At 69.4% G+C, this 6,775-nt stretch carries 8 protein-coding genes and 1 pseudogene; 4 read left to right on the plus strand and 5 right to left on the minus strand.

Translation table 11 applies throughout. The features are described from left to right. Window positions 1-103 precede the first annotated feature (103 nt). Both ACFY04_RS43345 and tpg read left to right on the plus strand, forming a co-directional pair. Window positions 104-1,120: a hypothetical protein gene (locus tag ACFY04_RS43345; protein WP_389126548.1), complete on the plus strand. Its 1,017-nt coding sequence runs from the start codon at window positions 104-106 to the stop codon at window positions 1,118-1,120. A 63-nt stretch (window positions 1,121-1,183) separates the two neighbouring features. Next, window positions 1,184-1,741 (plus strand): telomere-protecting terminal protein Tpg, encoded by a 558-nt coding sequence (gene tpg / locus ACFY04_RS43350; protein ID WP_389126549.1) that lies wholly within the window; start codon window positions 1,184-1,186, stop codon window positions 1,739-1,741. An 88-nt stretch (window positions 1,742-1,829) separates the two neighbouring features. On the opposite strand, the gene ACFY04_RS43355 is transcribed toward tpg, so the two are convergent. The 5 genes and pseudogenes from ACFY04_RS43355 to ACFY04_RS43375 all read right to left on the minus strand — a co-directional run bounded on the left by ACFY04_RS43355 (window position 1,830) and on the right by ACFY04_RS43375 (window position 4,690). Next, on the minus strand, window positions 1,830-2,234 hold the full coding sequence (locus ACFY04_RS43355) for a hypothetical protein (RefSeq protein ID WP_389126551.1): 405 nt from the start codon (window positions 2,232-2,234) through the stop codon (window positions 1,830-1,832). Between the two features lie 111 nt (window positions 2,235-2,345). After that, on the minus strand, window positions 2,346-2,963 hold the full coding sequence (locus tag ACFY04_RS43360) for a hypothetical protein (protein WP_389126552.1): 618 nt from the start codon (window positions 2,961-2,963) through the stop codon (window positions 2,346-2,348). Further along, entirely contained in the window at window positions 2,960-3,238 is a 279-nt protein-coding gene (locus ACFY04_RS43365) for a hypothetical protein (protein WP_389126553.1), read from the minus strand. Before ACFY04_RS43365 ends, ACFY04_RS43360 begins: the two co-directional genes overlap by 4 nt. A gap of 54 nt (window positions 3,239-3,292) precedes the next feature. After that, window positions 3,293-3,457: pseudogene (locus ACFY04_RS43370) on the minus strand (ATP-binding protein); the annotation flags it as partial. A gap of 246 nt (window positions 3,458-3,703) precedes the next feature. Then, window positions 3,704-4,690 (minus strand): Mu transposase C-terminal domain-containing protein, encoded by a 987-nt coding sequence (locus tag ACFY04_RS43375; protein WP_389126555.1) that lies wholly within the window; start codon window positions 4,688-4,690, stop codon window positions 3,704-3,706. Window positions 4,691-4,746: 56 nt separating this feature from the next. Between ACFY04_RS43375 and ACFY04_RS43380 the strand changes: the two genes are divergently transcribed. Both ACFY04_RS43380 and ACFY04_RS43385 read left to right on the plus strand, forming a co-directional pair. Then, complete coding sequence (locus ACFY04_RS43380) at window positions 4,747-5,838, plus strand: hypothetical protein (RefSeq protein WP_389126557.1); 1,092 nt, start codon at window positions 4,747-4,749, stop codon at window positions 5,836-5,838. Continuing rightward, window positions 5,835-6,545, plus strand: a complete 711-nt coding sequence (locus ACFY04_RS43385) for a hypothetical protein (RefSeq protein ID WP_389126559.1) — start codon at window positions 5,835-5,837, stop codon at window positions 6,543-6,545. The genes ACFY04_RS43380 and ACFY04_RS43385 overlap by 4 nt, the downstream gene beginning before the upstream one ends. Window positions 6,546-6,775 lie beyond the last annotated feature (230 nt).

The following is a 6,775-nucleotide window of genomic DNA, read 5'->3' on the forward strand; positions in this document are numbered from 1 at the left end:
CGGCAGCGGCAACCCCACATCGTGACCGGCTACTTCCACGGCCGGCACGTCCGCTACACGATCCAATAGGAAACCCATCAGTTTCGGCTCAATATGGGTGTACGTGTCGCCCTCCACCATCGCCCGCCGCGATGAGCTTGCCGGCGGCGCATGGAATCCACCGATCCGGGTTTCCGTGCTCTACGGCGTCCAATGGGAGATGAATCGGCACGGGCTACGTTCCGCTGTAGCCGCACGCCCGGAACCATCCGCGTTGATTTTGGTCCCTGGGATCGAACCGAACCCGGGAGAGAAACGTTGGGGTGTCGGTATCAACGAGCTGGACCTTCGCCGAGCGCTCGAGGTTGCGGTGGGCCGCCCGGTCGACTATCGGACGTCCGTGGTGGCGGCCTACAGCACGGGCATTAACGGCTTGAACCAAACGATGCTGCATTCCTTGATCGACGTCAGTCGGACTGAGCGATTGGTTACGTATGACTGTCTTTACGAACAGAGCAGTGGGAACACGGCGACAGCACTGGCTAGCGCAAAACGCCGAGCTGGTCCGAATCTGAAGATTGTGGCCTACAAGTGCACAGGAGCGCCGGGTACTTCACAAGGCGGAAACACACTCGACAGAGCCGGCAATCTGTCGGTTGCGATGAAAAATCCTGGCCTCATTGCCTCGAACGGGATCATCGACGGCTTCTATGCACAGTTCCGCGTCGCGTATACCTCTTTGATCCTCTATCGATCGTTGGAGGCTGGCATTGCCGACGGCGTTGTCACACTGTCCGCAGAGCCGGCGCTCGACAAGGCATACACCGCCATGAGTGCCATCGTGCCGAAGCGCCGGACGTTGGTAAGCCGTGCTGCCACTTGGCAGTACGTGTTCGGCAGCACGCCACCGCCGGGGACAGTGCTGTTCGAGACGTGGGCAAGCGACAAGGCCAACCGCCCGATTATCAGCCAGTTCGCCAAAGGCGTCGGGTCACTTGCCACACACACCGGCTTCCGATCAATTGTCTGGGACAACGAGCTACCGGGCTGGAACGGCCGCACTGGCAAGCATCCGACGGACGGCGAGGAGAATCACGACCTACTGCTTCCGGACTTTTCTTGGGAGTACTTGCCGGCTTGACTGGACAGCTCCTGAGAATCTGCACCATGCGCCGTGGCGGCTTGGGCTTGAAGAGGTGGGGCCTTGGGGGAGATCGCGGATGGGCTGGAGCGTGCTTTGCGTACCCGGCCCGTTCCGGCTGGCGTCGATGCCGGGCTGAAGTTCCTGCTGAAGGTGGAGAAGGGCTCCGCAAGGCATCTCGCTGTCCTGCTGGGGGTCTCCCAGCGCACCGTGCAGCGGTGGGTCACGGCGAAGCCGGGCGGGCGGCGCCGTCCCGGGCCCGTGCACGCCCGGGTGATCGAGGAGGCCGTCAGGGCCCGGTGGCAGCCGCGGGTCCGTGCCCGCCTGCGCGCGGGGGCCGAGGCGGGCGGCTTCGTGTTCCACACCAGGGCGCGGTTCGGGTACACCTCCTCGGCGGGGTCTTCCGACGATCCCCGGCTGCGGCTGATCACCCAGCCCCTGTCCGGTGCCGTCGCCCGGGAGCTGTTCGCCGCCGGCGACGCCGGAGCCGGCGAGCAGCAACAGATGGTCATCCTCGCCCGTGCGCTGGAGCACGCCTACTTCCGGGACCGTGGCCGGCGTGCTCATGGTCTCCAGGTCTCCTTCAGCGATCTGGAGTTCGCGGACTTCTCCGTCGGCTGAGTGCTCTTACGCCTGACGGGCGGCGGCGTGGGAGTTTGGTGCCCGGTTCCGGGCCGGGTGATCCGCGTGGTGGCGGTGCCCGGCAGGCTCAGTCGCCTGGGGCCGGGGGCTGCCGGCTGGCGTGATAGGCGGCCAGTATCGCGTCGTAGCGTCCGGCTTCCTTGCGTTCGCGCCAGTCCCATTCGGTGCGGGACCGCGGGCCGGTCCGCTGTCCGGCGGGAGGCTGCGGCGGGCGAAGCTTGGCCTGCTCGGCCAGCCGCAGCAACAGCGGCCGGTCGCCGGGGCAGGCCAGCAGCCACCGGTCTGCGGTGGGCGTGAGCTCGGCAAAGCACGCGGCGGCGCGGAGGAAGACGCGGGCCCAGTCGGGCACGGGGTGGGTGGCACAGCCGTCGGTGCAGCGGGTGGAGTCGTGGAGGGCGAGGGTGGCGGGGGTGTCGTTGTAGTCCTCGGTGCGTGCGGTGGTGAGCTGCTGGAAGGAGGCGCCGGTGAACAAGGTGGCGGCCAGAGCTCCGGCCAGGCGGGGGTGAGCTGTTGAGACGCGGATTCTGCCGGCGGCCTCGCGGGCGGTTGCGGGCGTGACAGGGCGCGGCGGCCGACGTTGCTGCTACTCGGGCGGGGGTGGTGTGCAGGGGCCGGGGCAGGAGGCGGTGGTGTCGTAGGACACGAGGCGGTCCAGGGCGGGGATGGTGATCCAGCGGCGGGCGCTGCTGCCGCGTTGGGGGGTGCTGGGCGGGGTGGCGGGAGCGCCGTAGTGGCGTCGGGCGGATTCGAAGTCGCCGATGCAGGTGTGGGGAACGAGGTGCAGGGCCTGGTGCAGGGCGGCGGGGATGCGGGGGCGGTGGCAGACCAGGGTCAGGTGCAGGCCGGTCACGTCGCGCAGGTGCAGGAGGCGCTGCAGGCGGCGGAGGGTCAGCAGGTGGGCGCGCAGGACGGTGAGCCGGGTGACGGGGGCGGCCCGGATCCATGCGGTGGCGGCCTCCCAGGCGGGTTGTCTGCCGGAGCGGAAGTGGCCGGGGAGTAGCGGCGGTCTGTCCAGGGCGGCCAGGAGGTCGTGGGCGAGGGCGGTGTCGCTGGTGGTGCCCGGGCCTGGGTGCAGGGTGACTCGGCCGGCGGCCGGGTCGTGGGCGGCCAGTGCGGTGTGGATGTGTGCCGCGTTGTCGTACGGGTCCAGGACGAGTACGACCGGCGGCGGCTCGGCGTGGTTCGTGGGGGTGGCGGTCATGCGAGGCGGCTGAAGGCCCAGCGCAGTAGCTCCTGGTCGACCTTGGGGCGTCCGGTGCGGGCCAGAGCGGTGCGGATGTGGGCGGTCAGCTGGGCCCAGGCCCGGAAGTTGCCGTGGGCGGCGTGACTGTCCGCGAAGGCGATGTCGGCCGGGTCGGCGTCGGCCCACACGGGGTGGAACAGCGGAATGACCTGCTGGACCTCTTGCGGTGTGAGGCGGTTGAACTGCTGCCAGATGAAGACGCGGGAGGAGAGCATCGGCTCGCGGCGCAGCACGGTGTGGCAGCCGGCGCCGCCGACGAAGATGATCGCGAGCTGGGTTGCGGGTTCGTCCCACAGGTAGCGGAAGTACTCGAACGCCTCGCCGTTGAGCCACTGGGCCTCGTCGACCAGGAACGTGCGGGGCCGCTCGGCCAGGGTGGTCTTGAGGAGGCGGTCGAACTCGCTGGGATGTCTGGGTGGCTCGCCGGCGAGGTCGAGGGCGTCGAAGAGTTCGTAGCGAACGGCGCGGGCGGTGGGGCGTGCGCGGAAGGTGACCCGGCACCTCCTCGCCCGCTGTCTCCTCGAGTTCCCGCAGGCAGGTGTTGACCGCGAGGGTCTTGCCGAACCCGGCGTTGCCGTGGATGCACATCATCGCCCGCGCGGCGACCGTGTCGGCGATGTTCTCCCTGGCGGTCAGCAGGGCGCGAGTCGTCACGATGGACGCGTCGGGAAGGTCGACGTACTGATAGGTGGCCGCGGTCACGAGGCGTCTCCGTCTTGGTGGGTGGTGGGTTGTGCGGCGGCCTGCCCGCCCCGGCCGTTGGGGGCAGGAGCGGATTGACGGCCGGACGGGAGCGGGGCGGGCCGGCCTGGCGTGGTGAGCGCGGTCAGGGAAGCAGGGGTGCGCCACCCGGCGGGGGGTGCGGCTGGCGGGATGAGGTCCGGCAGCGCCAGGTCCGATAGGTCGGTGTCGGTGGCCTGGGCGAGTTCGGCCTCGGCCTGGGCGGTGGTCAGCGCGCCGAGCCGCTGGGGGGCGGCGGGCTGGGTGGCGGCGGCGTAGCGCTCGAGCTGTGAGGCTTCCAGGTCTTTCTTCAGGCGGCGGGTGCGGGCGGCCCGGTCCCGCCGTACGGCGCTGGCCTGTTCCTCGGTGGCCTGATCAGCCAGGTCCGCGGGACCGAGGTAGCGGCCGGTGGCAGCGTGGTAGACCTCGATGCGGTGGTCGTGGTGGGGCATGAAGCGGACCCGGACCTGGATCCCGGCCTGGCCGGTCATCCACGACCCCACGTAGTCGCGCTTCCTGAAGCGGATGCCGCGGGTGGTCAGCCTGCGCGTGCCGGCGTCTTCCAGGGTGAACGTCCACAGATCCGCGGCCGGCACGTCGCGCAGCGGGGTGGGATCGTCCTGCCACGCCTCAAGCGGGGTCCTGCCCCGCAACGGCGCGGGGCAGTGCTCGGTGTTCCACCACACCGTCCAGGCCAGCAGCCGGGCGGTGAAATCCTCAAAGCTGAGCAGCACCTCGTCCTTGGGGCGGGAAGAGCGTTTGCCGGGGCGCGGCTGGCGGGCATAGCCGGGCAGCGCGGTCAGGAACATGCTCTCCACCGCCCGGTTCAGTCCCTCCACCGTGCCCTTGAGGTGGGGGGTGTAGGCGGGCAGGTCCTCCACCGTCACGTCCAGGAGATCGAACGCGGCGGTCACCGTCCTGGACAGGAAGTCCTTGCCGCGGTCGACCCGTACCTTCTCCGGCAAGCCGCCGAACGGGCCGTAGGGCTCCTCGCGCAGAACCGCGGAACGCAGCGCGGCCAGTGTTCGCGGTCGAGCTGCCCGCCGACCGCAGCCCGCTGCAGATGGACGCCTTGGAGGTCACTCAGGCGGTGCAGGACCTCGGCCACTCGGTGCCGCTGGTTGCTCAGAAACGGACCGTCGTGCGGGCGTACCTGAGCTTCTACGGCAGCGCGCCCGTCACGGTGCGGGGCGAGCTGTCCGTCAGATCGGCGCCGACGGCCACGCCGGTGGTCATCGCGTCGGAAAACACAGTGACCCTCAACCCCGCCGATGCGGGCAACATCACCCCCACGCGCAACGACGCGGCCCGCAGTCTGAACTTCGTCCTACCGCTCACCTCCACCCTGGCCGGGCAGCTGGCCATACGCCTGTCCAGCGTGAGCGACGTCGCGACCGGCAACCCGATGGCGGTCGGCAACGAACGCCGGCCCACCGTCAGTTTCCATGACGGCCCTCCGCTGCGACTGCAGGTCATCGGGTTCAGCTACCAGTGGGGCCTGCCGCCAACGACGACGACCCACACCCCGCGCGACATCGACTACCTCATGCTGGACTCCTGGCTCCTCCGGGCCTACCCGGTAGCCAGGGTCCGGAGCGGCGCTGTGCGCGAGGTGGCCGCCTCGGCGACGCCACCCTTTACTTCCGATGACATCAATGCCCAGCTGGCCGCGATCCGGGCACAGGACGTCAATGCCGGCACCGACGCGCGCACCCACTACTACGGGCTGGTCGGTGACGGGGGCTTCTGGATGCGCGGCAGCGCGGCGAGTGTCCCTGCCGCCAACCCTGACCCGCGCGTCGTGGCCTGCGGCCCGGCGGGCGTCCCCGGCTCGTCGCCACCGACGGCCAGTTTCACCTGGGACACCGACGATTCGTACGGCGACTGGTACGGCGGCCACGAGCTCGGCCACACGCTCGGCCGGCTCCATCCCGGGTTCTGCCCCAACAACAGCACGGAAGACCGCAACAACTACCCCTTCGCCGCCGGCCAGCTGTCCACCAACGACGCGGGCTTCGCCGGTTTCGACGTCGGCCACCCTGGCCTCGGAGGGGACCCGACCCGCAACCTTCCGATGATCGCCCTGCCGGAACCCAGTGGCACGATGTCATGACCTACTGCGACCGCCTGTGGACGTCCGTCTACACCTACCTCGGAATCTGGCGTCGCCTGCGGGATGAGGAAGCCATGCCGGCGTCCGCGATCGCCTCCACCGACACGGCCCCCGACGAGAGCACGGTCCATGTGGTCGCCACCGTGAACCTGACGCAACGCCAAGGGAAGATCCAGTTTGTCAACCCTGTGCCGAATCTCGCGCCCACGGCCCCCGAATCGGACAGTTCGGTCGTCCTCCGGTTCGTGACCCGGGCCGGGAAGGTGGTCGGGCTCCACCCGGCACCAGTGAAGCTCGATTCCGAACTCGGCCCCGACGAGGACCGAGTGGGCCTGGTGGATGCGGTGGTCTCCGCCGGACCGGACGCGCGTGTGATCGAACTGGTGGTCGCCGGCAGGGTAGTGGACACTTTCCGCGCCGGCGGAGCGCTGCCGGTGGCGCGGGTCGTGCGTGCGGTGCCCTTCGACCGCCAGAGGCTGAAGATCGCAGTGGACCTTGACCGGCCCCCGGACGAGGGCCACACGTTCTCCGTCCAGGTCAGCACCGACCAGGGCCGGAGCTGGCAGACCGTCGGCGTGGGGCTGAAGGCGCCGTCTCTGACGGTGGACCCCAGCCAGTTCGCCTTGGGGCAGGAGCTGTTGGTGCGCGTGATCGTGACGAACGGCTTCGCCAGTTCGGTAGGGACCAGTGAAGTGTTCTGGCTCTGATGGGAGACCGGGAGAACCGGAGCAGCAGCCCCGTGGGTTTCACGCGTCTCACGTACACAAGACGTCGGAAAAGGGTCCCGCCGTGCTTTTTCCCCCAATCACGGCCCGCGTCGAGGTCGTCTCCCGAGGCCGCCCCTAGGGCCTGTGTGGTGTCGTGATCATTCTTGGGTTCTGTCCTGTTCGCGGGGCGGAATCCGGTAGGACTGTGGTCGTGACACGCAGGCAACTCA

The organism is Streptomyces sp. NPDC001549 (assembly GCF_042894025.1).
GTDB classification, from domain to species: domain Bacteria; phylum Actinomycetota; class Actinomycetes; order Streptomycetales; family Streptomycetaceae; genus Streptomyces; species Streptomyces kutzneri.